Source organism: Cellvibrio sp. UBA7671 (assembly GCA_002483145.1).
In the GTDB taxonomy this organism is placed as follows: Bacteria; Pseudomonadota; Gammaproteobacteria; order Pseudomonadales; family Cellvibrionaceae; genus Cellvibrio; species Cellvibrio fibrivorans.
The window spans coordinates 114,852-138,503 of record DLHJ01000013.1; the positions used below are offsets into that span (position 1 = coordinate 114,852).

General features: G+C 49.5%; 20 protein-coding genes. 7 read left to right on the plus strand and 13 right to left on the minus strand.

Annotation, left to right across the window (positions count from 1 at the left end):
- Positions 1-5: 5 nt before the first annotated feature.
- From B4E62_RS11055 to glnA, 9 genes are all read right to left on the minus strand, one after another.
- Positions 6-1,256 (minus strand): efflux RND transporter periplasmic adaptor subunit, encoded by a 1,251-nt coding sequence (locus B4E62_RS11055; protein ID WP_331352103.1) that lies wholly within the window; start codon positions 1,254-1,256, stop codon positions 6-8.
- Positions 1,257-1,441: 185 nt separating this feature from the next.
- Positions 1,442-2,479: a metal-dependent hydrolase gene (locus tag B4E62_RS11060; protein WP_331352104.1), complete on the minus strand. Its 1,038-nt coding sequence runs from the start codon at positions 2,477-2,479 to the stop codon at positions 1,442-1,444.
- Position 2,480: 1 nt separating this feature from the next.
- Positions 2,481-4,286, minus strand: coding sequence for a DNA helicase RecQ (gene recQ / locus B4E62_RS11065; RefSeq protein ID WP_331352105.1), 1,806 nt, complete (start codon positions 4,284-4,286; stop codon positions 2,481-2,483).
- Between the two features lie 229 nt (positions 4,287-4,515).
- On the minus strand, positions 4,516-5,541 hold the full coding sequence (locus B4E62_RS11070; RefSeq protein ID WP_331352106.1) for an alpha/beta hydrolase: 1,026 nt from the start codon (positions 5,539-5,541) through the stop codon (positions 4,516-4,518).
- Between the two features lie 183 nt (positions 5,542-5,724).
- Positions 5,725-7,215 (minus strand): methyl-accepting chemotaxis protein, encoded by a 1,491-nt coding sequence (locus B4E62_RS11075; RefSeq protein WP_310074369.1) that lies wholly within the window; start codon positions 7,213-7,215, stop codon positions 5,725-5,727.
- 347 nt (positions 7,216-7,562) lie between these two features.
- Positions 7,563-8,999 carry a nitrogen regulation protein NR(I) gene (glnG, locus tag B4E62_RS11080; RefSeq protein WP_310074367.1) on the minus strand — a complete coding sequence of 479 codons (1,437 nt, stop codon included), beginning with the start codon at positions 8,997-8,999 and terminating at the stop codon, positions 7,563-7,565.
- The gene (glnL, locus tag B4E62_RS11085; protein WP_331352107.1) at positions 8,986-10,059 is read right to left on the minus strand and encodes a nitrogen regulation protein NR(II); all 1,074 of its coding nucleotides are present in this window, start codon (positions 10,057-10,059) and stop codon (positions 8,986-8,988) included. The genes glnG and glnL overlap by 14 nt, the downstream gene beginning before the upstream one ends.
- 153 nt (positions 10,060-10,212) lie before the next feature.
- Complete coding sequence (locus tag B4E62_RS11090; RefSeq protein WP_331352108.1) at positions 10,213-10,755, minus strand: DUF4124 domain-containing protein; 543 nt, start codon at positions 10,753-10,755, stop codon at positions 10,213-10,215.
- 135 nt (positions 10,756-10,890) lie between these two features.
- Entirely contained in the window at positions 10,891-12,291 is a 1,401-nt protein-coding gene (gene glnA / locus B4E62_RS11095) for a type I glutamate--ammonia ligase (protein ID WP_310074360.1), read from the minus strand.
- 582 nt (positions 12,292-12,873) lie between these two features.
- Between glnA and B4E62_RS11100 the strand changes: the two genes are divergently transcribed.
- The 5 genes from B4E62_RS11100 to B4E62_RS11120 all read left to right on the plus strand — a co-directional run bounded on the left by B4E62_RS11100 (position 12,874) and on the right by B4E62_RS11120 (position 19,584).
- On the plus strand, positions 12,874-14,082 hold the full coding sequence (locus tag B4E62_RS11100; protein WP_331352109.1) for a cation:proton antiporter: 1,209 nt from the start codon (positions 12,874-12,876) through the stop codon (positions 14,080-14,082).
- 208 nt (positions 14,083-14,290) lie between these two features.
- Positions 14,291-15,769, plus strand: a complete 1,479-nt coding sequence (thiI, locus tag B4E62_RS11105; RefSeq protein ID WP_310074352.1) for a tRNA uracil 4-sulfurtransferase ThiI — start codon at positions 14,291-14,293, stop codon at positions 15,767-15,769.
- The gene (locus B4E62_RS11110; RefSeq protein ID WP_331352110.1) at positions 15,766-16,824 is read left to right on the plus strand and encodes an acyltransferase; all 1,059 of its coding nucleotides are present in this window, start codon (positions 15,766-15,768) and stop codon (positions 16,822-16,824) included. Before thiI ends, B4E62_RS11110 begins: the two co-directional genes overlap by 4 nt.
- 161 nt (positions 16,825-16,985) lie before the next feature.
- Positions 16,986-18,812: a translational GTPase TypA gene (typA, locus tag B4E62_RS11115; RefSeq protein WP_310074346.1), complete on the plus strand. Its 1,827-nt coding sequence runs from the start codon at positions 16,986-16,988 to the stop codon at positions 18,810-18,812.
- A gap of 112 nt (positions 18,813-18,924) precedes the next feature.
- Positions 18,925-19,584, plus strand: a complete 660-nt coding sequence (locus B4E62_RS11120; RefSeq protein ID WP_310074343.1) for a hypothetical protein — start codon at positions 18,925-18,927, stop codon at positions 19,582-19,584.
- Between the two features lie 48 nt (positions 19,585-19,632).
- Here B4E62_RS11120 and B4E62_RS11125 read toward each other — a convergent pair whose 3' ends face one another.
- The 3 genes from B4E62_RS11125 to hemH all read right to left on the minus strand — a co-directional run bounded on the left by B4E62_RS11125 (position 19,633) and on the right by hemH (position 22,399).
- Complete coding sequence (locus B4E62_RS11125; protein WP_331352111.1) at positions 19,633-20,337, minus strand: PEP-CTERM sorting domain-containing protein; 705 nt, start codon at positions 20,335-20,337, stop codon at positions 19,633-19,635.
- Positions 20,338-20,626: 289 nt separating this feature from the next.
- Positions 20,627-21,172 carry an outer membrane beta-barrel protein gene (locus B4E62_RS11130; RefSeq protein ID WP_310074336.1) on the minus strand — a complete coding sequence of 182 codons (546 nt, stop codon included), beginning with the start codon at positions 21,170-21,172 and terminating at the stop codon, positions 20,627-20,629.
- Between the two features lie 207 nt (positions 21,173-21,379).
- Complete coding sequence (gene hemH, locus B4E62_RS11135; protein ID WP_331352112.1) at positions 21,380-22,399, minus strand: ferrochelatase; 1,020 nt, start codon at positions 22,397-22,399, stop codon at positions 21,380-21,382.
- 157 nt (positions 22,400-22,556) lie between these two features.
- Between hemH and B4E62_RS11140 the strand changes: the two genes are divergently transcribed.
- Positions 22,557-22,937 carry a DUF393 domain-containing protein gene (locus tag B4E62_RS11140; protein WP_331352113.1) on the plus strand — a complete coding sequence of 127 codons (381 nt, stop codon included), beginning with the start codon at positions 22,557-22,559 and terminating at the stop codon, positions 22,935-22,937.
- A complete protein-coding gene (locus tag B4E62_RS11145) occupies positions 22,934-23,218 on the plus strand; it encodes a DUF6482 family protein (RefSeq protein WP_331352114.1) in 285 nt (94 codons plus the stop codon). The genes B4E62_RS11140 and B4E62_RS11145 overlap by 4 nt, the downstream gene beginning before the upstream one ends.
- Before the next feature lie 7 nt (positions 23,219-23,225).
- On the opposite strand, the gene B4E62_RS11150 is transcribed toward B4E62_RS11145, so the two are convergent.
- On the minus strand, positions 23,226-23,636 hold the full coding sequence (locus tag B4E62_RS11150; protein WP_331352115.1) for a gamma-glutamylcyclotransferase family protein: 411 nt from the start codon (positions 23,634-23,636) through the stop codon (positions 23,226-23,228).
- Positions 23,637-23,652: the final 16 nt, after the last annotated feature.

Here is a 23,652-nt window from a genome sequence, read left to right on the forward strand (position 1 = left end):
ATCGATTAATTAATACGCAATTTTTCGTAACTGCTGAAGCGGGTGGGATCAGAAATAATAATGTTATCGCCCGGCAAGAGGCCTTCAATAATTTCAATATGGTTTGCAGACCCCTGCCCGAGGCGTACGGCAACCCGCTCAAAAAAATGACCGTCGTTGCTTAATTTATAGAGCAGGGTTTTGCTTTGGCTTTGCACAAAGAGCGGGCGCGCAACGTAAAGGGTATCGGCAATTTCAGTAATTTTTATTTCGCCATCGACACTCAAATCAGGTCGTGCGTCATCGGGCAGGGCTTGCGTCAAAACCACATCCACTTGCACGTTGCCATTGATAACCGCTGGGTCAACGCGCGCAACCTGGCCTTCAATTTTATTGTTGCGGGTATCGATAATAACGCGCTGCCCCAGCGCTACTTCGCGAATATTTAGCTCGGGGATTTGCAGCTCGGCAATCAGCGAATCTTGCTGCGCCAGCTTGGCAATATTATCGCCCATCATTACCCGCTGGCCGGACACCAGTGGCAATTCCAACACAACGCTGTCCATACTCGCTTCAATGCGTAAATCATTTACCTGCTGCTGGATAATCGCCACGCGCTGTTTGTGTTGGTTCAAACGCGCCTTGTGCGCATTGCGCTGCGCAATTAACGACTCTTCCATTTTTCCGAGCTGTTGTTGGTGCGTGTGCAAACGCTGTTGGGATTGATCCATGGCGAGGCGGGTGCGGTTGTAATCCAAACGCGATACAGCGCCGGTTTTAATCAGATCAGCGCGCGCCGTAAACTCCAGCTGGCTGGTTTCATAATCGAGTTGTGCATTGAGCAGATCGGATTTTTGTTGTTGCAGGCTGGATGCCAAGGCAACATCGGCTGCGGTAAGCTCTGCTTCCAGCGCCGCTAATTCCCATTGCGCTTCCGCGAGTTGCTGAATCAATCGTGGATTATTTAACTCCACAATCAAATCACCTTTTTTCACGCTGTGCCCGGGTTTCACTGCACGTTTTACCAGTGTGCCTTCCACACTCGCCGAGAGCCACTCGATGTTGTCTGGCACCAACACACCCGTGCCGCGCACCGACACGGTAAATTTTCCGCGTTTGACTTCATCAAACACCAGGGTATTGGCATCGACACTCATATCGGCCTGAGCGAGATACCACAAATAGTAAATGGCAGAGATAACAATCAGCGCCGCTAACGCCAGTAGCAAATTGCGTTTACGCAGGCGCGGCTTTTTTCGCTCGATACTGACGTCCATTGCTGTTCCGTTTCTAATATTGATAAAACGGATAGAGCAGCTTCCATGCCATTTTTTAAGTGACTGTTTTTTCTACATTATTTATTTTTTGTCGCGGAGCAATCCCGAAATCGGGAGGCGAGCCTGTAACACCAATCCCGATTTCGGGACTCGGAATCATTCAAATGAACGATATAAAAAATATGTTATTTACTTCCTAAAAATTCCACGAGTGATTGATCAGTTTTACCTAACAACCGTTGTGGAAACCATTGCAAACTCTGCTCGCTCTTAATGGCAGGAATACGTTGTTCAGGTGTGATAAAAATTATTCTTTCATTATTTTTATCGATGCTGTGTTTGGCAACATCAAAGGTAAAGGTGTAATAGGGTTCAACCCCCATGCGTAAATCCGCGATACTGATCACCCCGTTTTGTTGTTCCATTTTGAAATAACCGTGACTAAACCAGGCGATGCGGTTAACTTCCCAATTGCTCCTGACCACTTGGTAAATTTCCTGACCACGTGGGTATTCCACAAAACGGATTCCGGTATCGCTATCGAGCAGCGAATAAAAACCTTCGGCATAGCCTTTGGGGGTAATAGCCACAACACGCCATAACAAACTATTAAAAGGCGCTGCTGTCACCAGTCGTTGTTGCACTGACAAACCTTGCGCTGCGAGGGATTTATCGGCGAGCGTGCCAACATAAAATTGCATCGCAAGACCCCACAGTAAATACACACTGCTAGCTGCAAGGCCAAATGTGTTCCAGCGCAATCCGGCTAGTTGTTTGCGCGCAAGCGCTATGCCCGTGCCGATTAACAGCGGTAAGGTATAGAGCGGATCGATGACAAATACGCTGCCAATCCCAAAGGGATAATCACTAAACGGCAGTGCGAGTTGGGTGCCGTAAATCGTCATGGTATCAAGTAGCGGGTGAGTAACTAGTACCAGCCATACGGCGAGCCACCAGTATTTAAATAAATGCATTTCACGCGCGAGCTTCGCGGTAATCCATGCAAACAAAGGCGCGACCAAGGTGAGGTAAAACAGCGCGTGGCTTTCTGTGCGATGTAGTGTCATATCGCGTATTGGATCGCCGTGATTAATCAGCACATCCAGATCGGGCAAGGTGCCGACTACCGCGCCCATGACTGCCGCTTTCCAGAGCGCTGTTTTGCGCCCCATCACCGCAACACCAACAGCGGCACCTAGCGCAATTTGTGAAAGTGAGTCCATTTTATTCCTCGTATTCCGCGGCGCGAATTACTGCTAAAAACTCATCGCCAAAACGTTTTAATTTGCTATCGCCAACGCCGGTAATACTGCGCAATTGTTCCGGGGTAAGCGGGCGGAACTCCAGCATTTCGCGCAAAGTGGCATCGTGAAAAATAACGTAGGGAGGTACACCCTGTTCTTCGGCGAGGCGTTTGCGACAGGAGCGCAATGCATTCCATAAGCCTTGATCTTCCGCTTCGATATTCTGGCCAAGGTTTGCACGGCGCGGTGTATTGGCAACGGCCTTAAGCTCGCGACGCAAACTGATTTTTTCTTCACCGCGCAAGTACGTACGGCAGGATTCATTTAATACCAAGCCGCCAAAACCATCGACATTCACATCGAGCAAGCCGCGTGCAACCAATTGGCGGAAAATCGATTTCCACTCATCTGCACTTACATTTTTGCCGATGCCGTAAGTGGTTAATTTGTGATGATCAAACGACAGGATTTTTTCATTGTTGCTGCCGCGCAACACATCGATTACATGCCCAGCGCCAAAACGCTGGCCGGTACGATACACACAGGAGAGTGCCATTTGCACTGCCTCGGTCGCATCCCACGTCTGCGGCGGCGAAATGCAGCAGTCGCAATTACCGCAGGGCTGCGCGAGCGTATCGCCAAAATAGCGCAATAAACTCTGGCGACGGCAACTGGTAATTTCACACAAGCCGAGCATCGCATTTAAACGCTGCTGTTCATTGCGTTTAAATTCTTCACTGCCTTCGCTCTGCGCCATCATCTGCCGCAGTTTTACGACGTCTTCCAAACCATAAAGCAGTAACGTTGTGGCCGGTTCACCATCGCGCCCTGCGCGACCGGTTTCCTGATAATAGGCTTCAATACTTTTAGGCAGATCCAAGTGCACGACAAAACGTACATCGGGTTTATCGATGCCCATCCCAAACGCGATAGTCGCCACCATAATAATGTTGTCTTCGCGTAAAAACCGCTCCTGGTTTTTTTGGCGCACATTGGCAGGCAAGCCAGCGTGATAGGGCAGCGCGGTAAAATTTTCACTGCTCAACCACTCGGAGATCTGCTCCACTTTATTGCGCGACAGGCAATACACAATGCCGGAATTGCCCGCTTGCTCCTCGCGCAAGAAACGCATCAACTGGATTTTGGGATTATTCTTTTGCGCGATACGGTATTGGATGTTCGGGCGATCAAAACCATTGATAAATTGCTGCGCATTTTCAAGTTGCAGGCGCGCGATAATTTCATCGCGCGTGCGCACATCCGCGGTTGCCGTTAAGGCAATGCGCGGCACCTGTGGAAATTCGCGGTGCAGCAATTCCAGCTTTAAATAATCGGAGCGGAAATCGTGCCCCCATTGCGATACGCAGTGGGCTTCATCAATCGCAAACAGGGAAATTTTTATTTGGTGAAATAGTTCTAGGGTGCGCGGCTGGATCAATCGCTCGGGCGCAACGTAGAGCATATCCAATTCGCCACGCTGCAAAGCTAATTCGGTTTGCCACATTTCTTGCGGTGAAAGCGACGAATTTAAAAACCCGGCGCGCACCCCCAATTCACGCAGCGCACTCACTTGGTCTTGCATAAGCGCAATCAATGGCGATACCACAATGCCTACACCCTCGCGCACCAGTGCAGGAATTTGGTAACACAGGGATTTACCGCCGCCGGTCGGCATCAGCACCAATACATCGTCACCGGCAACCAGGGCATCAATCACTGCCGCTTGCGGGCCGCGAAATTCGTGGTAGCCGAAGACAGTATTTAAAATGGAGAGGGGAGTTTTCATTTAATTGTGCAATCCTTTTGCGCAGAATCCCAACACAGATTTAAGTATGTTAAAACAGTATTAATTGGCATTGCTAACCTTTGATCGAAATGATGCGTACATTCATCAAAAGAGCGATTTTTCAGTAAATTGATGAATATATCCATCAATTTATGGGAGGAATTTAGCAGAAAAAAGTGCAGCCTGAAAAAGCTCAGCCGCACTGGAAGATCCCTGCAGGCGGGTTGGCCTAGTTTTTCAGGGTTTTATTAAGGAAGCTGATGATGTCATCCATGGGCCAGAGTGCGTCTTTATTGAAACAGCTGCCCGCCCAGTTGCAGCCATTGTCCAGATAGGCGTGGGTTTTGTTGGGGTAGACCTTGTATTCCACCGGTTGCTTGCCCGCTTTGAGTAGATCCACATAGTGCTGCGCCGCTTGGGGCGGGGTGGTGGCATCCAGGCTGCCCACGTGCACAAATTGCGGTGGCAGTTGGTATTCGCTCGCCTTGGGGACGAAATAAATTGGCGATACCGCTTTGTAGCGCTCAGGGTTGTCATTCACATTAAACGTATTGCTAAACAGACCGCGCGCCTCGGCATTGCCGAATTTCCAAAAGACGTTATTGGGCGATTCAAACCCGCCTTTGGCAGCTTCATACAGATCAAAGGCGCCGTAGCTCACCACAGCTGCCTGTACTTTTAATCCATCTTCTTGTGCGATTTGTTCTGCGGTTTTGCCCGCGGGCAGATAGCTGGGTTTAAAACCCAAACTGTCACCGGCAAAACCATCGCTTTCCAGTTGTCGGCCGCGCGTAAGAATCATCGTAGTGAGATGGCCGCCCGCGCTATCGCCGGTAATTGCCACACGGGTTGGGTCACCGCTGTATTGCGCAATATTCTCTTTCACCCAGAGCAGACCACCGAACACATCTTCAATAATCTGGTTCATGGTCACACTGTTGTTTTGGTCGCCGAGCAAACGATAGTTCATATTGGCGACCACAAATTCGCCCTCGCGCGCGACCTTGGTGGCCATGTCATTCATGATCGAATTGTTATTCACCAGCCAACCGCCGCCATGATAAATCACCAGCACCGGGTAGGATTTTTTACCGGTTTGCGGTACATAAATATCGAGTGTGAGAGGGAAGTTATCGGGGTTGGCGAATTGGATTGCCTTATGGACTTTGACCTCGGGCGCCGCGCCATCGGCTTGTGCGAACAGCGTGCAGCAGCTCAGGGTCAGGGTGATTAACAGCGTGATAGTTGTGCGCATGGAGATCTCTCTGTAGTAGTGAGTTATTGTGATGTGGAGTTTTGTTGTAATCAGAGCATAGATGCCGCGAGCCTGCGGCGGAAGTGATAAGCGTCAGCAGTTTTGATGTTGCTGTGTAGGATGGAAAATTCGGAGCATAAAAAAACGGCGCACAGGGCGCCGTTTGTACCACAAGGAATCGAGTTAAACTTTAAAGCTGTCTATCTGCTTTTTCAGCTCGCTGGTTTCGTTAATTAATTGACTACCGCTGTGGTTGACCACTTGCGCATTTTCCACCACGTTTTCCGACAGACCGTGAATGGCGGTAATGTTTTTACTCACTTCATTGGCAACCGAACTTTGCTGATGTGATGCGGTAGCGATTTGATGGTTCATATCGTTAATGATGCCGATATTTGCGCGGATTTTATCGAGTGCACCACCCACTTTAGATGCGGTATCGATAGTTTCACGCGCTGAGGCTGTACTGGTATTCATTGCCTGATGTGCTTCATCGGCAGCGCGTTGCAGCTGCACAATAATCGATTCAATTTCTTCGGTAGATGAACGGGTTTTTTGTGCGAGTGAGCGCACTTCGTCAGCAACCACAGCAAATCCACGCCCTTGTTCACCTGCGCGCGCCGCTTCAATCGCGGCGTTAAGGGCGAGCAAATTCGTTTGTTCAGCGATGGTGCGGATCACTTCCATTACCGAGCCGATATTGACCGAGTTATTTTTCAGCACCTGGATTTTTTGCGCTGTGGATTCAATCTGCCCGGTGAGTCGATTCACATTTTCCAGTGAAAGGTTAACGATGGCATTACCTTCTTCCGCCAGGATACTGGTTGCACTGGTGCGCTCGGCGGTATCACCCGCATGGCGCGCAATTTCATTGGCCGATGCAGACAATTCTTCCACTGCAGTGGCAACCAATTCAATTTCACGCAATTGTTGTGAGGTGGAATTCACCGTGCTTTCGGTGGCGCTGCTCATCTTGTTGACGTTGGTGCGAACCTTGTCGTTAACCTGAATTACATTGCGAATAATATCGGCAATATGCTCCATCACCAGATTAAAATTGTGTGCGAGCGCCGCGATTTCATTTTGACTATCCGTGGGCAGACGACGGGTTAAATCACCACCCCCACCTGCAATGGTAGCAAGCGAGCGGGTCACTTCATCAACCGGCCCCAAGACCAGGCTGCGTATCAACAAATATACTGTGATTAAGCTGGCAGCGAGCAATGCCAACACGGTTAGCACACTGGTTTCGATTTGGTCAGCCAGAGTGTCACTTAATTCCTGAGTGGAAAAACTGATGTCATAGCTGCCGATGGTGCTGCCGTTATAGACGATCGGGATCGCAGTGCGGGAGATCTGATTTTCGCTGCGATCATCATCCGCTGCCTTGGCAAGCGACTGACCGCGATGGTCAACCACATTCACCGAGGTAACCAGCGACGTATTTACCAGCGACTTGGCTATAGCTTCAATCTGTTGGAAATCGTAGGCGAAAACCGCTTCCAAAATTGAACTGTTAGTCAGGGCGATCATGGCTGAGGTCTCTGCCTCCAGCTTTTTTTCTTGTGCACTCGATGCGATCTTGTAATTGGTGAATGCCACGATTACCGCAATCGCCACCATGGCAATAGTCAACACCATCATCAATTTGGTGAGTAAGGATTTCTGTACCATGTTTCCCCCGAAAATATTCGGCTATTAGACTTATTTGGAGTTCCCAGTGTTATTGGCGGCAAATCGGCACCAATCTTGAGGATTGATGTAACCAGATACTTGGGCGATTGCCTTTTATGGCGGTATACAGACGATTATTAAGTGAGCTGTAGTAATGAGCCGGTGATACCAACGGCTGTTGTATACCAGTTAGCAGAGTATAGACACAGCTTTGGAAAGCTGCGCGAAGAAGAAAAGAAGATCTAAAAAGATGTTTTTAATGCCAGGGAGAATATAGTAAGAAATACGGGGGATGAGCCGCCGGTATAAACCGGAACTGGCTCACCCCAAGCCGAGCGTTTCAGCGATTAATCATCGCTGTCGCCATCGGGATCATTGCCACCAGCCATACCCAACTCCTTGAGCTTGCGGGTGAGCGTGTTGCGCCCCCAACCCAGCAAGTTCGCAGCATCGCGTTTGCGGCCAGCGGTGTATTTCAAGGCAGTTTCTATCAATGCGCGCTCGAAGGTGGGCACTGCCTCGCTCAACAACTGGTGTTGGCCGCGAGTTAACGCCTGGTCAGCCCAATGGCGTAGGGCTTTTTCCCAATCGTCCGCCGGGGTGCTGGTCTCTTTGTTTTCGAGCAGCTCCGGGGGCAGGTCTTCAATATGTACTTCGCGCCCGGATGCCATCACCGTGATCCAGCGACAGGTGTTCTCCAACTGACGCACATTGCCCGGCCACTGCAGGGTACAAAAATATTCCTCGGTTTCCGGCAGCAGGACTTTCGGATCAACATTCAACTCGGTCGCCGCTTTGTGCAAGAAGAAGCGCGCCAGCTTGGGGATGTCTTCACGGCGGTTGGCCAGCTTGGGGATATGGATACGGATAACATTCAGGCGATGGAACAAGTCTTCGCGGAAACGGTTATCAGCTACCAGAGTTTCGAGATTTTGGTGAGTTGCAGCGATGATGCGTACATCGACTTTCACCGGTGTGTGGCCACCAACGCGATAGAACTCGCCATCGGCCAACACGCGCAAAAGACGGGTTTGCGTTTCAGCAGGCATATCACCGATTTCGTCGAGGAACAGTGATCCACCGTTGGCCTGCTCGAAACGTCCCTGACGCTGTGCGGCCGCACCGGTAAACGCACCTTTTTCGTGGCCGAAAAGTTCGGACTCCATTAAATCTTTGGGAATCGCCGCCATATTGAGCGCGATAAACGGCTCGTTGCGGCGCGGGCTGTGACGATGCAGGGCACGCGCCACCAGCTCTTTACCGGTACCCGACTGACCGTTAATCAGCACGGTGATGTTGGATTGCGACAAACGGCCAATCGCGCGAAATACTTCCTGCATCGCCGGCGCTTCGCCGATGATTTCGGTATTGGTCTCCAGCGCAGTCTCGGCACCGTGTTCAGTTTTTTGCTCTTGCGCATGGGCGAGTGCGCGCTGGGTTACCGCGACAGCATCATCCACATCGAAGGGTTTGGGCAGGTATTCGAACGCACCGCCTTGATAAGCCGCCACCGCGCTATCAAGATCCGAATGGGCGGTCATGATGATAATCGGAATCTGCGGATGGGTATTGTGCAGATTGCCAAGCAAGGTCAGACCGTCAGTACCCGGCATACGGATATCGCTGATGATGGCATCGGGCGTATCGCGGTTGAGCTGGCTCATGGCGCTATCGCCCGAGTCAAACACGCGGGTTTCAATGTTCGCGCCTTGCAGGGCTTTTTCCAGCACCCAGCGGATCGAGCGATCATCATCAATAATCCAGACTTTATTAGACTTCTGCATGTTGTGCTTCCATTGGTAAGTAGAGTGAGAAACGGGTTTTGCCCGGCTCACTTTGGCACTCGATGAGGCCGTGATGTTGATGGATTAGGTGTTGTGAAATGGTCAAACCAAGCCCCGTACCTTCGGCGCGGCCTGAGATCATCGGGTAGAAAATGTTTTCAATCATATCGGTGGGGATGCCGGGACCGTTGTCGATAATATCAATCCGGCAGACCAGCGAATGATGCTTGCGGCCAATGGTGTATTGGCGATGAATACGGGTACGCAGCTGGATCACACCATTGAGCACATTGGCTTCTACCAACGCTTGCATGGCATTGCGCACTATGTTGAGCAATGCCTGGATTAGCATCTCTTTGTCGCCTTGCATGGCGGGAATGCTGGGGTCGTAATCGCGCACAATCTTAATCGCATCGCTACTTTCGGCCTTGATGATATTGGCCACCCGCTCAATCGCCTCGTGAATATTGAGCGACTGCCATTTGGGCAACTGATTTGGGCCGAGCATGCGGTCAACCAGGTTGCGCAGGCGGTCCGCCTCATCAATGATGATGTTGGTGTATTCGGTCAAACCGGAATTGGGCAGCTCACGCGCCAGTAATTGCGCGGCGCCGCGAATCCCGCCTAGGGGATTTTTAATCTCGTGCGCCATACCGCGCACCAGATTGCGCGTGGTTTCGTGGGAGGTGGTGAGCATCTCTTCGCGACTGATTCGCAGTAAGCGGTCAATCGGCTGGATTTCAATAATCAGGCCGTCGTGGTCGCCAAAAGGGGTGACGGTGTAATCAACGGTGATGGAGCCGCCGCTAAGCAAACGCCACTCGGCATGGCGCTTGGTGTAATGATTGGCCTGCGCCGCCGCGAGTTTCAGCTGGCGGTCGGTCTCATCCGACTCATAGAAAAAGTAAGTGATTGGCTCGCCGGTATTACTCTCGCAACTCATGGCGAGCAGAGCTTCGGCGGCAGGGTTCATATGGCACAGCAGCAGGTCGGTATCCACCAAAATAATGGCGGTGCTCAAGCTATCCAATATGGGTTTGTAAATATCGCGCGGACTCACCAGCTACTGCTCTCCTGAACGCCTCGACAATGGGCATAGGCAGTGCTGCAAAAACCAAACCAAGTTAGAAATACCCCAGATTCGGTAGTTTTAGTTGCTGCACTCGTCCATTTTGGGGATTTTCAGGAAAATGATAGCACCAATTTGGTGCGTCTATTTTGGTGTGGGCTTTGAAAGGGCATTGTTATGAATGTTTGGGCGAATAATGTTCACGATGATAGGGGCAGATGTGCCCAATGATCGACCATTTTCATCTATAGCTTCCACGACTACTGTATGGGTGCCACGCGGAACATCCTTGACGATGATGTTATTCATGGTTGTCTCTTCCAGCAATTCACCGTTCATAAAGTACACCAGCAGGTGCCCTTGTTGGAGTTCCGGAGTGAGATTGATGGCTATAGCCAGATCGCGTTGACCAACGGGAATCGTGACATCATTGCGCGGGCTGATAATGGTTATTTGGTAATTAAGTGCGGCAGGCTGGGCATTCACTGGGTCGACAGCTACGGATTGAGGTAAACCCTGAGGTTGGGCGCCTGGCACAGTATTGATCTCGCGCAACTCCAGCTTTTCAGCTTTTTCGGTGCTGGGTTTGTCGGTGTATTTGATGTTGCCATCTTTATCGACGGTCTTGTACACATCAGCTGCACTCACTTGTGCTAAAAACACTATCACCATCAACACACTGCGCATTACCTGTCCCCTATTACCCGATCGGTTTTCCCTAGAGTACTCTTGCGCCCCACAAAGAAAAAGCCCGCGCCGTTTCCGGTGCGGGCTTTTTCACAGATTAACCGGACCTAAGCCCGTTTAGCCTGCCAGCAGGACTTACACGCTGTAGTAGAGTTCGAATTCTACTGGGTGCGGAGTCATGTTGATGCGTTGGATCTCTTGTTTCTTCAGGTCGATGTAAGCATCGATGAAGTCTTTAGAGAACACGCCGCCAGCCAACAGGAAGTCATGGTCTGCTTCCAGGTTAGCCAGTGCTTCTTCCAGAGAAGAACACACTTGTGGGATTTCGGCTTCTTCTTCCGGCTCCAGATCGTACAGATCTTTGGTCGCTGCTTCGCCCGGATGGATCTTGTTCAGAACACCGTCGATACCCGCCATCAGCAATGAAGCGAAGCACAGGTATGGGTTAGCAGTTGGATCAGGGAAACGGGTTTCGATACGCTTGGCTTTCTCACCAACAGTGTAAGGAATACGGATAGAAGCAGAGCGGTTACGTGCAGAGTAAGCCAGCATTACTGGAGCTTCAAAGCCTGGAACCAAACGCTTGTATGAGTTGGTAGACGCGTTACAGAAAGCGTTCAACGCTTTAGCGTGCTTGATGATACCGCCAACATAGTACAGGGCAGTTTCAGACAAACCAGCGTAAGCGTCGCCAGCGAATTGGTTTTTGCCGTTCTTGGAGAAAGACTGGTGAACGTGCATACCTGAACCGTTATCACCGATCAGAGGCTTCGGCATAAAGGTAGCGGTTTTACCGTATTGGTGCGCAACGTTGTGTACGCAGTACTTGAGGATCTGTACTTCGTCCGCTTTCTTAACCAGGGTGTTAGCGCCTACGCCGATTTCACATTGGCCAGCGTTAGCAACTTCATGGTGATGGATTTCGATTTCCAGGCCCATAGCTTCCATCGCGTTACACATAGCACCACGGATGTCGTGCAGTGAGTCGATTGGAGCAACCGGGAAGTAACCGCCTTTTACACGTGGAGCGTGGCCGTGTTTGCCTTCAACGTCGTCACCTGATTGCCATGCAGCTTCTTCAGATTTGATCTTGTAGAAAGCGCCGCCCATACCTGAGTGGAAATGAACGCTATCGAAAATGAAGAATTCTGGCTCTGGACCAAACAGGGCAACGTCGCCCAGACCAGTTGATTTCAGGTACTCTTCAGCGCGCAGGCCGATAGAGCGTGGGTCGCGGTCGTAACCTTGCATGGTTGCAGGCTCAACGATGTTGCAACGCACGTTGATGGTCGCTTCGTCGTAGAAAGGATCCAAAACGGCAGTTGAATCGTCCGGCATCAGGATCATGTCGGAATCGTTAATACCTTTCCAGCCAGCGATAGAAGAACCATCGAACATTTTGCCATCAACGAAGAAGCTGTCGTTAACCACGCTTGATGGGAAAGTTACATGCTGCTCTTTACCTTTGAAATCGGTGAAGCGCAAATCAATCCAGCGAGCTTCGTGTTCTTTGATCAGGTCTAAAGTCTTAGACATTGAATGCCTCCAAGTTGTAATAGCCCGAAGGCTACGGATTGTGAAAGTTGTTATTGCGGCCGGTAAACAATCCAGAAGGGCGGTTTACCTGAAAATTTTCCCCACTTCATCCGGGCTCGCGACTCATTTCGGTGAGCGGGGCAAGACTAGGGTGTCAGAAAAGGGGCAAAATATATGCCATTTAAGGAAAATAGCAATAAGCGTTTAAAAATAAGGCTTTCCAGTGATAAGGAGAACTCGTAAAAAAAGACATTGCACCAAATTTGTGCGTATAATTTTCAATTTGCACCAAAATAATTCAAAATATATCGGTTTACCGCTATGCCTTTTACCTCTTAGCAAAACGAGCGCTAGTGTGCCAGCAGCATGCGCCAAATTGCATCACTTTTATGGCCGATTCCATGTAAATCCTTAAGGCGTCCATAGACCGCGATGGGAGTTAGTATTTTGCCTAAATTTACCATAGCGAATATCTATAAGGTTCGGATCGAATGGCGCAAAAAATCACTGTAGTTTGCGCCCTTCGTCAAATCGGCGATGATAAAAAACACAAAATACATATAAGAAGTAAGGGCTTAAAAAATGCACATGACAACAACCGAAATTTTTCTGATTGCAATGGTGATCATTTTCACCATTCCTTACTTGATTTGGCGTCTCGGCCGGACGGATTATTGGGCGCCACTGGTAGTCGTACAAATCATTATGGGCATTGTGCTTGGCCCGGGTGTGCTGGGTAAGGCGTTTCCCGAGTACTACACCTTTGTATTCAACCCGGACGTGATCAAATCACTCAACGGTATCGCCTGGTGGGCGGTGATGATTTTTGTGTGGATCGCCGGTATTGAGCTGGACCTGAAAAAAGCTTGGGAATACAAGCGCGAAAGCGGAATCACCGCCGGTTTGGCACTGGGTACGCCGCTGCTGTTTGGCTGCGGCGCCGCGCTGGTGATGATGTCCTTCAGTGACGGCTGGATGGGGCCGAAAGGCATGACCTGGCAGTTTATTCTCGGTGTGGGCATGGCCTGTGCGGTAACGGCATTGCCGATTTTGATCTTGTTGATGGAGAAGCTGGACATCCTGCGCCAGCCAATTGGCCAGCGGATCTTGCGCTATGCCAGCCTCGACGATATCGCTATCTGGGGCGTATTAGCGCTGATTCTGCTGGATTGGGAACGCGTTGGTCGCCAGGGCATGTTCCTGATGGGCTTCGCCGTGGCCGCCTATTTGTTCCGCAAATTGATGGTGGCCATTCAAGAAAAAGACCGCTGGTATGCCGGGTTTATCTGGTTGGCCGTAATAGGTTTAGCGGCAGATTGGGCTGGCCTGCACTTTATGGTGGGTGCCTTCCTGGCCGGTGCAGTGATGGATGCCGACTGGTTTAACCAGGAAGATATGGACAAGCTGCGCTACTTCATTCTGCTGACCGTTATGCCGGTATTTTTCCTCAGTACCGGCCTGCGTACCAACTGGGATGTGGGCGGCTCAACGGTATTTATCGCCGCAGCAATCCTCCTGGTCGCGTCGGTCTCAGGCAAGCTTGTGGGCGTTCACGCCGCCGGCAAAATCCTGAAATGGCAAAAGGGCGAGGCATCCGTCATCGGCTGGCTGTTACAGACCAAGGCGCTGATTATGATCATCTTCGCCAACGTGCTGCTCGATAAACAAATCATCACCAGCGAGACCTTCACCGCGCTGCTGATTATGGCGGTCGCCAGTACCATGCTCACGGTGCCGGTGGTATCACCCAAGCTGCAAAAAATCAAAGAGCTGATCTTCCGCTCCAAATAATGCAGATCCCCCGCCCCAAACAAAACCCCTGGCTCGTGAGCCGGGGGTTTTGCATGTAGCAATAGAGCAATAGCCGATCCTCTCGCCTTGGTGTGGCGATAACCTATACTGACACTTAATTCCACGCAGTTTTCATTGCGGGCTTGCTTTATAATCGCCGCCTTTTTATCCAGCCAGCATCCGCTGCATCTTGTCAGGCGCACTTCCCATGCATGTTGTTGTTAAAGTCTTTTCCGAAATCATCATTAAAAGCACCCCGGTCCGGAAGCGCTTTATCAAGCAATTGCGCGATAACCTACGCCTGTTGCTGGGGAGTTTAGGGGTAGATATCGATGTGCAGCGCGATTGGGAAAAAATTGAAATCCGTTGCCCAAATGCCGATGCTGAAATCGCCGCGCAGATCGCCGAGGTGCTGGCGCATACCCCAGGCATAGCTAACTTCGCCGTCTTACACGACTATCCACTCGGTGACCTGGACTCCATCTTTCAGCACACCCTGACCCACTGGCGCGACGCGCTTGCAGGCAAAACCTTTTGTGTGCGTGTCAAGCGAGTAGGTAAGCATCCCTATAGTTCGGTCGATGTTGAGCAATATGTCGGCGGTGGATTGCTACAGCATTCAGAGGCCAAGGGTGTAAGCCTGCATAAACCCGATGTCACCGTGCACCTTGAAATTAAAGGTGAGCGCCTCTGGGTGCTTACCAGCAAAACCCAAGGCATGTGCGGTTATCCGCTCGGTGCGCAAGACCCGGTACTGTCATTGATTTCCGGTGGATTTGATTCAACGGTTTCGACTTATCTGTGCATCAAACGGGGCCTGCGCGCGCACTACTGTTTTTTTAATCTCGGTGGACGCGCCCATGAAATTGGCGTAAAAGAAGTGGCCTATTATCTATGGAATAAATACGGCGCATCGCATCGCGTTAAATTTGTCACGGTGCCGTTTGAAGAAGTGGTGAAAGAAATTCTGGAGAAAGTAGACAACCCTTACATGGGTGTCACACTCAAGCGCATGATGCTGCGCGCGGCAGAAAAAGTGGCCGAGTCGCTGGAAATTCCCGCACTGGTCACCGGCGAAAGTGTAGCGCAGGTATCGAGCCAGACTCTCGTCAATTTAAATGCAATTGATCGCGCAATCGATATGTTAGTGCTGCGTCCACTCGCCACTATGGACAAGGGCGACATCATTGATCTCTCACGCAAAATCGGCACCGAAAGTTTTGCTGCGAGCATGCCGGAATATTGCGGCGTAATCTCTGTGAACCCGACCACTCGTGCCAAGTTGCCCAAGCTCGAATATGAAGAAAGTAAGTTCGACATGACCATTCTGGAGCGCGCAATTGCCGAGCGCCGCGCACAAAATATTGATGAAATTGTCGATGAGTTGGATGCAGATTTATCGGTGCCGGTAGTGGGCGAAGTCAACGCGCCCGATGTGATTATCGATATTCGCCATCCGGACGAGCAAGAAGCCAGCCCACTGAAAGTGGTTGGCGTGGAAGTGCGTACAATTCCGTTTTATTCGCTCAACCACAACTTTGCCAATCTCGATATGAGCCGCCAATATTATCTCTACTGCCAAAAAGGCGTGATGAGCCAATTGCATGCGGCAAATTTGAAGGATGCGGGAAAGTTGAATGTCGGCGTATATCGTCCAGAACCCAAGAGTGCCTGCGCTATTTCATGAGTCTACCAACGGCCACCCTACAGAGGGAGCGACTCGCTGAATTTGATTACCTGCGCGGCATGGCAATTGCCATGATTGTGTTGGGGCATTCGATTTTTCTTGCTCAACCGGTATTCCCGGCGCTACTGGAAAATTTATTGCGCGGCGGCACTGGCTTGTTTGTGTTTATTTCCGGATTTTTCTTTCATCGTGTTTTTTATCCGCGTTTTGATTACACGCAATTTATCACCAAAAAAGCCAAGTCCCTGCTGATCCCGTTTCTAGTCACTTCCCTATTCGCCTTATCGATTCGCATGCTCGGTTGGTGGCAAGACGGTCTCAGCTGGCAACAAAATTTACTTAATGTGTGGTACACACTGCGCAATGGCTATGTGCTTTATCCGCACTGGTATATTCCGTTTATTTTTATCACGTTTTTGTGTTCGCCATTGCACCTTGCTTATATTCGCGCAGGTTTATCGGCGCAAATTTTGTTGCTTGTCACTTTTTCTTTAATTGCGTTATTGATTCATCGTCCACAATCCAATTCCAACTTTTTACAATCGCTTATTTATTTCACACCTTATTATTTACTCGGGATTTTATTTTCGCAGTATGACGAGCAGTTGCGCCGCTGGCATTGGCCATTGCTCAGTGTGAGTGTATTTGTTATCGCCACCACTGCGCTGGTGCAAACCTACGTTCTGGTTCACGTTGGTAACTATCACAAAGCTGCATTTACCTATGAAGGCTGTGATTTGCAATTTATCCAAGTCCTGTTCGGCTGCATCGCCATGCTCGCATTGTGCCGCCATATCCGCCCCTGGCTACAGCAACATCTATGCTGGCTGGCGGAATTGAGCTTCCCGATTTTTTTTATCCACCCGCTGCTGACGATTGCGCTGGAAAATCTGGTGGCACTGGAGGCAATAAAACCGTTTTTTCCGGTCGCCAGTTTGGCGACCAGCTTGCTGGTGTTCAGCGTGGTGTTTTTGGTGCAGTTTTATGGATCGGCAGGGGTTGCAGTGGCAATCAAACACTTCGCCGGCAGCCGTAGCCGCTGGTTGATTGGCTAAAATCCCCCGCTCGACACCTCAAACCGCACCCCGGTAGCCCAAAAAATCACCAATTAATCCCTCGTAGTCATATCCGTGCAACACCTTCATAGGTATAATGCGCGCCTTTTTACGCTTCCCCTTTTGCCTCAGACAGGCGCATACCCAAGAGAAATCCCACAGTGACAGATCAATCAGCTATCGAAAAACTGCGCAATATCGCCATCATCGCCCACGTTGACCACGGTAAAACCTCCATGGTTGACCAGTTGTTGCGTCAATCCGGCACCCTCGACCGTCGCGATGAGAGCGCGGAATTAATCATGGATAGCAATGACCAGGAGCGCGAGCGCGGCATTACCATCCTGGCCAAGAACACTGCGATCAAGTGGAACGATTATCGAATCAATATCGTGGATACCCCCGGCCACGCCGACTTCGGCGGTGAAGTAGAGCGTGTATTGTCGATGGTTGATTCGGTATTGCTGATCGTTGATGCGGTTGGTGGCCCAATGCCACAAACCCGTTTCGTGACATCAAAAGCGTTTGAACAAGGGTTGAACCCGATTGTGGTTATCAACAAGATTGACCGCCCGGGCGCACGTCCTGAGTGGGTTGTTGACCAGGTATTTGATTTGTTCGACCGTTTGGGTGCGACTGAAGAGCAGCTCGACTTCCCCATCATTTATGCCTCTGCGCTGAATGGTGTTGCCGGCCTGTCACCCGATGACATCGCTGACGATATGACCCCATTGTTCCAAATGATTGTCGATCGAGTGAAGGCGCCACAGGTTGACCTGGATGGCCCATTCCAGATGCAAATCTCGGCGTTGGATTACAGTAGCTATGTAGGTGTTATCGGGATCGGCCGTATCACCCGCGGCAGCCTGTCGCCCAACCAGCAAATCGTGGTGGTTGATCACCAAGGCAACACCCGTAAAGCGAAAGTATTGCAAGTCATGGGCTATCACGGCTTGCAACGTATCGAGACTGACAAAGCCTATGCGGGCGATATCGTCTGTATTACCGGTGTGGATAAACTCGGCATCTCCGATACCCTTTGTAGCCCGGATTGCATCGAAGCCTTGCCAGCCCTGTCGATCGACGAGCCAACCGTAAGCATGACCTTCCAGGTAAACGATTCTCCATTTGCCGGTAAAGAAGGCAAGTACGTGACCAGCCGTAACATCAAAGACCGCCTGGATCAGGAATTGATTGCCAACGTGGCACTGCGCGTTCAGCAAGGTGAAACGCCGGATAAATTTATCGTGTCTGGTCGCGGTGAATTGCATCTGTCAGTACTCATCGAAAATATGCGTCGCGAAGGTTACGAACTGGGCGTTTCACGTCCTGAAGTAGTACAAAAAATCGTTGATGGCGTAATCCACGAGCCGTTCGAGCAAGTGGTTATCGACGTTGAAGAAAAAGACCAAGGTAAAGTGATGGAAGAGCTCGGCCTGCGCAAAGGCGAGTTGAACAACATGGAGCCGGATGGCAAAGGCCGTATCAAGTTGGAATTTCTCTGCCCATCGCGCGGTTTGATCGGTTTCCGTGGCCAATTCCTGACCATGACTTCCGGTTCAGGCATCATGACCAGTATTTTTGATCACTACGGCCCGGTAAAAGAAGGCGAAGTGGCCAAGCGTCAAAACGGCGTATTGATCTCTATGGTGAAGGGCAAAACTCTCGCCTATGGCCTGCACCCGCTGCAAGAGCGTGGCCGTTTGTTCTACGGCGCTGGTGTTGAAGTTTATGAAGGTCAAGTAGTGGGGATTCACTCGCGCAACAATGATCTGGTTGTAAACCCAACCAAAGCTAAACAATTGACCAACGTTCGTGCTTCCGGTACTGATGACGCGCTGACCCTGTCACCGCCAATCCGTCACACACTGGAACAAGCGCTGGAATTTATTGAAGATGATGAGTTGGTAGAAGTAACACCACTTAGCATCCGCGTGCGCAAAAAACTGCTTACTGAAAACGAGCGTAAGCGCGGCAAAAAAGCGTAACGATTAGTTTTCGCTATGTGATGAGAAATCCCCGAAGTGAAAACAACGGGGATTTTTTTTGCCTATCTTCGGCATCCGTGCTGGTTTACCTGCCTATTATCGGACAACATTAATGAGCATTAAACAATCCATCTTCGCCGCGCTCAAAAAAAATCTCTTACCCGGCTTAGTATTGCAGTTATTTGCCGCCAGCATTTTAGTTATTTACTTTTTTGTTCCCGCCTCCAGACCGCTATTCACTTTATTTGGTGAATTAAAACAAACCTACGGCTTTGGTTATTCTTTTATCGCCACGGCTTTGTTCGGCGGACTCATTCCCTTTTTATATTTACTGCTAACAAAAAGCCTCGCCCCCAATCGCAACGTTGTAGGCCTACTGTTTTTTTATATTGTCTTTTGGGGGTTAAAAGGTATGGAGGTGGATTTTTTCTATCGTCTGCAGGCCGACTGGTTCGGCAACGGCAACGATATAAAAACCATCGCAACCAAAATGGCGATAGACCAATTCCTCTACAGCGCACTCTGGGCCGCACCGGGCATCACAATCGTGTATTTGTGGATGGAATCCAATTGGAATTTTACTGAAACAAAACAAGCGCTGACCAAAGAATTTTTCTGCGTAAAAATTCCCACGGTAATTTTATCGAATTGGCTGGTATGGATTCCGGCGGTGTGTGTCGTCTACGCCATGCCAGCGGAGTTGCAGATACCCCTGTTTAATCTTGTGTTATGTTTTTGGGTATTGTTGTTGGCGGTATTAAACAAAAAGTAGCATTACATCGCATTCGATTGCGCCGGGCGGCGCAATCGAATAACACCTTTACGCGCGGCGTTTTCTCGCTGCGCATAAACCTAATAAACCCAAGCCCATCAGCAGCAAACTGCCTGGCTCTGGTACTTCTTGCGCATCCACGGCGATACGGAAGATCAGGTATTCGTCGTGATTAAAACCAGGGGACGTTGGATTGGTATCACCATTACTGCTATACCATGACCAACGTGCAGCTGCATCAATCTCCGGGCGTAAACCCCATGGGCTTGCACCATTACCGTCACCTGCAGTAGTTGCAACCCAGCCACCGGAAGGGTTATTGCCCGCATTTGCCAACAACAATTGACTGGTCAGCTCAGCAAAATCACTGGTTGTTCCAGAGTAAGGGGCAAAACCATAACGGCCAGTGGCAGTCACTTGCCATTGTGGGTCGTTACTGTAAAAACGGTCGTTGTTCAATAAGTTAGTAAATTGCGCCAGGAAACCTTGGGCAACAGCAATATCCGATTGAGTAACAACATAAATAAAATTGTTAGTCGGCAGATCGAAAGCGTAGCTCTCGGTGGTGGTCCAGTCGCTATCGCTGCCTACAAAGTTAGTTGCTTGTGTCTCTGTGCCGTAGTAAAGCGCGTAGGAATTATCGACGGTAATATCTACCTCAAACGGAATTGCATTTGCTTGCAACGCAACACCACTAAAAAGTAAACCGCCTAATATGTTGGTAAAGAGTGAAGATCGATTCTTGAAACTCATGATTAATCCTTTGGGTAATTATTAAAACAAGGTTTGATTAAGGCATTGGTACTGCAGTTACTTCACCAAGAGCGTGTGCATAAAAACACCACGGCATTGTATGGCCAAGGGAGAATAAAAACATCTGTCGAGGATTTTTACAGGAAATTATCGGCTGGGGATCTGCATGGCAACGCGGTTGTCGTATAAATATGCACGAAACAAAAACGGGAATTGTATTGCACGATTACTAGTTGCTGCACAAATATAAACAGCCACTATTAATCGCGCAACAGTGTGTGAAATGCGATTAAAACGTATAAGTCGCACCAACAGAAATCATATTAAGGTCATCAACAGCATCGAGATCAAGCACTTCATATTCGGCTCTGATACCAAAAGATCCAAAGCTCAGTTTTGCGCCCGCGCCATAGGCAGTTGCCGATTCTGAATCATTAAAATCAATATCATCGATAATTGAATCCATATCCGTATCGGAATAACCCAATTTACCGAATAACCCCAGCGGGCCAACATTAAACCCAAGAACACCAAATAATTCTGATGACACAATTTCAGTATTCAGGTTCTCATTGCCAAATTTTCCGTACTCGCGATAATCGGCTTCAATCGCCAAATCCAAAAATGGTACTAACCCGAAGTTGTATCCAAAGAAAACCTTGTGGCCATTGTCCTCATCATCCAATTTGAACGATGTGTCGTCTCCAAAATCAGACTCAACCGAGGTTTGGCCGACACTACCACCAATGTAAAGCCCGGATTCAGATCCCGCCACAGCCACTAATGGCAAAGAGGTCAGCAGAAGGAACAATGGCGCCACAATTAACTTTTTCATAAAACACTCCTCTGGGCCGAACAGTTAATTAGGATAAGACAGGAATTATCTACAGCAAAAGTAAGATGCGTATTGGCGTAATGCACCTGTTAGATTACAGCCTAAACACTTACAGCGGGTTTGTCGATTGAGGTTTTGTGACGGGTGTGCAGTATCGGTCCTTAATTACTGCACAATAAGAATTTTTTTCATTCCACAAGGCGCCAACTAATGGCGACGGATTAAGTGTGCCAACGCATGAATATGATCGGCGCGGTCATTCAGCGCCGGTATGTATTGGTAGTGTTCACCGCCGGCATCCATAAATGTATGGCGATTTTCTACCGCCAACTCTTCCAAGGTCTCCAAGCAATCGGCGCTAAACGCGGGCGATAAAATTGCAATATTTTTAATACCTTCGGCGGGTAAGTTTTTCAGGGTTTCATCGGTATAGGGCTTCAGCCATTCGGCGTAACCGAAGCGCGACTGGAAACAGGCCATGTAATCATCTTTATTCAAACCTAATTTTTCCGCTACAAGACGTGTGGTTTTAATGCAGAGGCAGTAGTAGGGGTCACCCAATTCGAGATTGCGTTTGGGAGTGCCGTGATAAGAAAAAAGTATTTTTTGCGGTTTGCCATTTTTTTCAATGTGCTCGCGTACTGAATTCGCGAGTGCATCGATGTATAAAGGTTCGTCACAATAATTATTAATAAAATGCAATTCCGGCACCCAACGCCAATCCTTAAATTCTTTTGCAACAGCATCAAAGGTTGAGCCAGTAGTGGGCCCAGCGTATTGTGGATAAAGCGGAAGCACTACGATTTTACGCACACCTTCATTTTGCAGTTCGCGTAAGGCGCTCGCGATAGACGGATTGCCGTAGCGCATACCGAGCTTCACGCTGTAACCATCACCCAGTTGTGCCTGTATCGCCGCTTGCTGCTGTTTACTGATAGCCAGCAGCGGCGAACCTTCACTAGTCCACACACCCTGGTAAAGCTTGGCAGATTTTTTCGGGCGCACGCGCAAAATAATACCGTGCAAAATAAAAAACCAAACCAGCTTTGGAATTTCGATTACCCGCGGGTCTGATAAAAACTCACCCAGATAACGACGCAGGGCCGATGCTGTCGGTGCATCGGGTGTACCAAGGTTTGCCAGTAGCACTCCCACCTTGGCGGGTGGTTTATTGGCGGCGTGGAAGACCGGATCAATATCATAATTCAGGGCGCGGAATTGGCTCATGTAATTTCTCCGGGAGGGAAGTAGTCGGTAACAAAATGCCGCACAACATACTCGCTCACTGAATGAAAATCCAGCGTGCGGGATGGTGATCGCAATAGCAGAAGCGTGCGTACAAACTCATGGAAGCTGATTATCCAGCATATCGAGGATCAACCTTATGCCATTGCCCCAGCCGACTAATCGCGCTCAGCTCTATTATGACGGCCGATGCCCATTGTGCGCGCGGGAAATGGCTTTTTTACGCAAATTCAAACATGCGGGACTAACTCTGGTTGATATACATCAGCTATTACAACTCACCGACGAAGAACAAGAGCAGATGCTGCGCAACTTGCATTTGCAAATGCCCGACGGCAGTTGGCGTTTTGGCGTGGAAGCAAACGTAATTGCCTGGTCGTTTACCCCCATGGGATTTTTATGGAAGCCCTTGCGTTGGAAAATTTGGGCAGCTGTTGTCGATAAAATTTATCAGCGTTGGGCCGACCGCCGCTACTGTCGCAGCTATGCTTGCACTGTAACTCAAGGAGTTAAATCATGACCATCAGTACTCGTGCATTGATTTTTAGTTACAGCGACTGCGTACACTATTTGGCAGGAATTACCGACGAACCTGAAGGGAAGAGTGAGCTAGCTCGATTGCTGAAAGATGATGCGGGCAAGTTACGTAAATTTCCAAGCTTGTATCGCGCACAACTAGCATTGAAAGAAATGGGTTTTGAGCGTTGCTGGTTGGTAATGCACTCACCTTACGACGAAATGATTGGCAATGGTGCAGCGCAAAAAACCGAGCTACCTATGCCGCTTGCGGCGATAAATTAAGTTTGCCTTAAGGATTTAAAAAATCACCGCTGGAGATTTTTTCCAGCCCTGCGATGGGGTGCTGGTACGAATAAATCCATGCCATCAGCGAAGTGCCCTTATTAGTTATGACCGTTATTTGTTTACGCTGATACTCTTGATCAGGTTGCGATGGATAAGTACATTCTTCGTAAGCATCCAGCCGTTGAAGCTGTTCGTTGGAGCTTAATCGATATACCTCCCCAAGCACCCAGTCCGCTGAATCATCCAGCACTAACGCGGGATAATAACTCACCCGATAAAGGCTGCCTCTAACGTTTGCACTACCAACAAATTCCGCATTCGCCAAATAGGTTTGATGCGCGCCTGTTGTGCAAGCGCGCCGCAGGGTGCCGTAGACAAAAATATATTCAGTCTGCATGAAAATTGGGCGCAGCAAGCGGCGCCCCTACGGG

Excerpts from the sequence above, each read along its gene's own strand:
- B4E62_RS11055 (WP_331352103.1), bottom strand. The coding sequence starts at position 1,256 with ATGGACGTCAGTATCGAGCGAAAAAAGCCGCGCCTGCGTAAACGCAAT.
- B4E62_RS11060 (WP_331352104.1), bottom strand. The coding sequence starts at position 2,479 with ATGGACTCACTTTCACAAATTGCGCTAGGTGCCGCTGTTGGTGTTGCG.
- recQ (WP_331352105.1), bottom strand. The coding sequence starts at position 4,286 with ATGAAAACTCCCCTCTCCATTTTAAATACTGTCTTCGGCTACCACGAA.
- B4E62_RS11070 (WP_331352106.1), bottom strand. The coding sequence starts at position 5,541 with ATGCGCACAACTATCACGCTGTTAATCACCCTGACCCTGAGCTGCTGC.
- B4E62_RS11075 (WP_310074369.1), bottom strand. The coding sequence starts at position 7,215 with ATGGTACAGAAATCCTTACTCACCAAATTGATGATGGTGTTGACTATT.
- glnG (WP_310074367.1), bottom strand. The coding sequence starts at position 8,999 with ATGCAGAAGTCTAATAAAGTCTGGATTATTGATGATGATCGCTCGATC.
- B4E62_RS11090 (WP_331352108.1), bottom strand. The coding sequence starts at position 10,755 with ATGCGCAGTGTGTTGATGGTGATAGTGTTTTTAGCACAAGTGAGTGCA.
- glnA (WP_310074360.1), bottom strand. The coding sequence starts at position 12,291 with ATGTCTAAGACTTTAGACCTGATCAAAGAACACGAAGCTCGCTGGATT.
- B4E62_RS11100 (WP_331352109.1), top strand. The coding sequence starts at position 12,874 with ATGCACATGACAACAACCGAAATTTTTCTGATTGCAATGGTGATCATT.
- thiI (WP_310074352.1), top strand. The coding sequence starts at position 14,291 with ATGCATGTTGTTGTTAAAGTCTTTTCCGAAATCATCATTAAAAGCACC.
- B4E62_RS11110 (WP_331352110.1), top strand. The coding sequence starts at position 15,766 with ATGAGTCTACCAACGGCCACCCTACAGAGGGAGCGACTCGCTGAATTT.
- B4E62_RS11120 (WP_310074343.1), top strand. The coding sequence starts at position 18,925 with ATGAGCATTAAACAATCCATCTTCGCCGCGCTCAAAAAAAATCTCTTA.
- B4E62_RS11125 (WP_331352111.1), bottom strand. The coding sequence starts at position 20,337 with ATGAGTTTCAAGAATCGATCTTCACTCTTTACCAACATATTAGGCGGT.
- B4E62_RS11130 (WP_310074336.1), bottom strand. The coding sequence starts at position 21,172 with ATGAAAAAGTTAATTGTGGCGCCATTGTTCCTTCTGCTGACCTCTTTG.
- hemH (WP_331352112.1), bottom strand. The coding sequence starts at position 22,399 with ATGAGCCAATTCCGCGCCCTGAATTATGATATTGATCCGGTCTTCCAC.
- B4E62_RS11140 (WP_331352113.1), top strand. The coding sequence starts at position 22,557 with ATGCCATTGCCCCAGCCGACTAATCGCGCTCAGCTCTATTATGACGGC.
- B4E62_RS11145 (WP_331352114.1), top strand. The coding sequence starts at position 22,934 with ATGACCATCAGTACTCGTGCATTGATTTTTAGTTACAGCGACTGCGTA.